The sequence below is a fragment of the Streptomyces sp. NPDC104831 genome (assembly GCF_055583025.1).
The window spans coordinates 1-3,557 of the sequence record NZ_JBVJOT010000133.1; the positions used below are offsets into that span (position 1 = coordinate 1).

The window sequence follows — 3,557 nt, forward strand, 5'->3', positions numbered from 1 at the left end:
CTGGAACAGCTCCCACAGCTCATCCGGCACCAGCCGCTCAACGATCCCCGCCACGGCAGCAGCCTACCCAGCCAAATGAGATGACTTGTTAGGCGCCGGCCAAAGGGACCCGAGTGCGGCGTGAGAGAGTTCACGGGTTCAGTGCGGCCAAGGATGTGGGCCGCAGACATGATGGGGGTGGGGTATATGAGGCGAACAAAGAAGAACGCGGTGATACTCGGGCTGTCGGCGGCCCTGGTTTTCACGCTCGGAGGGGTGCCGAACGCCGCGGCCGAGGGCGGAGTGGTCACCGGCGCGGTCTTCTCGAACCCGCTGGGTACCACGGAGGACGAGCGGGAGGGCATCATCAAGCGCGAGATCGAACTGATCGAAGGCGCTCCGGCTGGATCGCGTATACGGATGTCGATGTACTACGCAGCCGACGTGAAGGTGCCGAACGCGCTCGTCGCAGCCCATCAGCGTGGTGTCGATGTACAGATCATCTTCGACAGCGCTGCCGCGACGACCGACGACGCGAACTTCCCGGCCGCCTACGGACCGCTGGTCACGGAGCTCGGGGCCGACACCTCCAAGGCATCCTGGGTGCTGACCTGCGGACAGGGTCGAGGCTGCATAGGTCAGCGGCAGATCGACACGGGCGGCCACAGCGGAATCAACCACAACAAGTTCCTGCTGTTCTCAGAGACGAAGGGCAGCCGCAACGTCGTCCTGCAGACCTCCGCGAACATGTCGCACTACCGCGACTCGACCAAGGGCTGGACCGACGCCCTCGTCCTGGCCGACAACAACGGCATCTACCAGGCCTACGACGGATACTTCGACGACCTAGCCCAGCAGAAGCGTGACGACAACTACTACGACACACGCAAGCCGACCGCGTCGCTCAACGCCAAAGTGCACTTCTATCCGCGCCACGAGGCCAACGGCGATCCCAGCAACGATCCAGCCGAGGACACCATCGCCGGGATCCTCGACAACATCGAATGCTTCGGGAACACGAAAACCGGGATCGGCGACGACCACCGGACGCGCATCCGCGTCGGCATGTACGCGATGACCCGTACATATCTCGCGGACCGGCTCGTGGCCCTGGACGCCAAGGGCTGCTACGTCGAGGTCGTGCAGACCTACAAGCCGAGCGTGACGGCTGGTGGCGCCCCTGGTTGGTCCACGCAGTCTTTGCAGACCCTCCTGAGGAAGACCACCAACCAATACAACGGCGTGCTCGTGCGCTACTACTGCGAGAAGTCGACCCCCTCGGAGCCGTATGTCCACTCGAAGTACCTCCTGGTGGAGGGCAAGCTCTATGGGACTCCGGACCGCAAGATGATCTACACGGGCAGCCATAATTGGTCGCGTGACGCGCTGCGGCAGAACGATGAGGCGCTCCTGCAACTGGAGGACACCAACGTCTTCGCCTCCTACGTCCAGAACTTCACCACCATGCGCGATGCGGCCAGCCACAAACCTGCCAACGGGGACGCCATCTCCGCCACCTGCGTCTGAAGCTTCTCTTTGAGGGCTGATCTCCGGGGGATGTAGCTCTCGCGCAGTGAGCTGTGCTGATCTGGGTCGTTGCTGATCGCGTCGGCTTGCAGGGTCGGATCCCCGGGGGTGGCGATGTTTTGGCGGGAGGAGCAGGGACGACGTGAGGCTCGTGCATGTCAGCAGACCTCTGAACTCCGCGCTCGGATCGGAGAGTTTGCAGCACTGCTGGCCGAGCAGGAGGCCGCCGTGTCCGCGGCTGGAGATCACGCGGGAGACGATAACTCGGCGACAACCCCGTCCACGCCGACGCCGACCGAAACCCGCCGCGCCAACGAGCGCCTCAGCAGCGGCCGTTGAGGTCAGGGAACGTCACACGAGCGGTCCGCACCATACGCCGGATTCCCGGGCATCGGCGGCCCCGTCCCCGTACGCCGCCGCCACGCCTGGGGTAGCCCCGCGACGGTGCGAGCGCGACCACGGCCCGGCTCTCCCCGTGAAGAGCCGGGCCGCCTCGGAACAGCCCGCGGATCAGTCCGTCGAAGGGATCCGGTCGGCGATCGCCTGCGCAAACCAGGCCGCGTCCGTGGACACGTCGTCCAGCCCTTCCTCCGCCACGACCTGCAGCAGATGGCGCAGACCAAGCCCTCTGCCCGGACCGGAAGTTGACCAGAGCCCGCCACACCACGCGGTCTGCCCGTGTAACGTCAAGATCAGCTGTCGTGGTTCCGAAGTAACCGGTCGCCCGTGAGCGCGAGTTCACGGGCGTCTTGCTGTTCCAAGTCTCGGAGGACCAGGACGATCACCTCCGGGTCCCGCACGGTGCGGGGCCCGATCTCGAGTCTCCTGGAGGACACCATGGCTACCGGCACCGTGAAGTGGTTCAACGCGGAAAAGGGCTTCGGCTTCATCGAGCAGGACGGCGGAGGCCCCGATGTCTTCGCCCACTACTCCAACATCAACGCCTCCGGCTTCCGTGAGCTCCAGGAAGGCCAGAAGGTCAACTTCGACATCACCCAGGGCCAGAAGGGCCCGCAGGCGGAGAACATCACCCCCGCCTGACCTGCTCCACACCGACCGCCCGCCCCAGATCGCCGATCATCGGGGCGGGCGGTCGTTAAGACGTCGTTTCAGTTGGTGAGTCGGCGGTAGCTGATGAGGGCTGCGGCGATGCCGACGAAGGCGAGGAAGTGCTCGGCCTTTCGCTCGTACCGGCGGTGCAGCCTTCGGCATCCGGCCAGCCAGGAGACGGTTCTCTCAACGACCCAGCGGTGTCGGCCGAGCCGCGTGGACAACTCGATGCCCTTGCGGGCGATGCGGTGGCGGATGCGACGCTCGCGAAGCCATTTCCGCAGGTGGTCGTAGTCATAGCCCTTGTCGGCGTGGAGCTTGGCCGGACGCCGGCGGCGGGGGCCGCGGCGGGAGCGGATGGGCGGGATCCCGCGTACGAGCGGTTCCAGGCCGAGGCTGTCGTGCATGTTGGCGCCGGAGATACCCAGCGACAGCGGCACGCCGTTGCGGTCGGTGATGAGGTGGACTTTCGATCCCGGCTTGCCGCGATCGGTCGGATTCGGTCCCGTCAGTGGCCCCCTTTTGCCGCCCGGACGCTGACAGAGTCGATCGCGCACCGCGACCAGTCCAGCTCGCCCCGGGCGCCGAGTTCGTCGAGGATGACGCGGTGCAGCCGGGCCCACACCCGGTCCCGGGTCCACTGGGCGAAGCGCCGGTAGACCGTGGGCCAGGCCGGCCCGATACCGGCGGCAGCTGCCGCCAGGTGCAGCCCGAGGTGGCGACGAAGATGATCGCTGCCAGGCATTCGCGGTCCCCGGCCCGTCGGCGGCCGCCACCCTGTGGGCGAATGACCTCCGTCGGCGGGACCACCCGCCGAAACAGCGTCCACAACTCGTCCGGCACCAACCGCTCGACCAGATCCGTCATGCACGGCTCAACGAGCGATCACACCATCAGAAACGGCGTCTTAGACCGTGTCCTATGTGGTGATTGTTCGTTGGTCAGGGCATGGGGCGGGGTACGTGGAGTTGGATTGTTCCGGATGGGTTGTGGGAGATCGC

Annotated in this window: 2 protein-coding genes and 1 pseudogene; 2 read left to right on the forward strand and 1 reads right to left on the reverse strand. The window is 65.9% G+C overall.

What is annotated here, in order from left to right; all coding sequences use genetic code 11:
- The first annotated feature begins 210 nt into the window (after positions 1–210).
- The gene (locus ACZ63H_RS38485) at positions 211–1,506 is read left to right on the forward strand and encodes a phospholipase D-like domain-containing protein (RefSeq protein ID WP_469873104.1); all 1,296 of its coding nucleotides are present in this window, start codon (positions 211–213) and stop codon (positions 1,504–1,506) included.
- An 837-nt stretch (positions 1,507–2,343) separates the two neighbouring features.
- Positions 2,344–2,547, forward strand: coding sequence for a cold-shock protein (locus ACZ63H_RS38490; protein WP_160508150.1), 204 nt, complete (start codon positions 2,344–2,346; stop codon positions 2,545–2,547).
- Between the two features lie 68 nt (positions 2,548–2,615).
- Here ACZ63H_RS38490 and ACZ63H_RS38495 read toward each other — a convergent pair.
- Positions 2,616–3,414 (reverse strand): annotated as a pseudogene (locus tag ACZ63H_RS38495) (IS5 family transposase).
- Positions 3,415–3,557 lie beyond the last annotated feature (143 nt).

Coding starts and splice junctions, on each gene's coding strand:
- ACZ63H_RS38490 (WP_160508150.1), top strand. CDS start 2,344: ATGGCTACCGGCACCGTGAAGTGGTTCAACGCGGAAAAGGGCTTCGGC.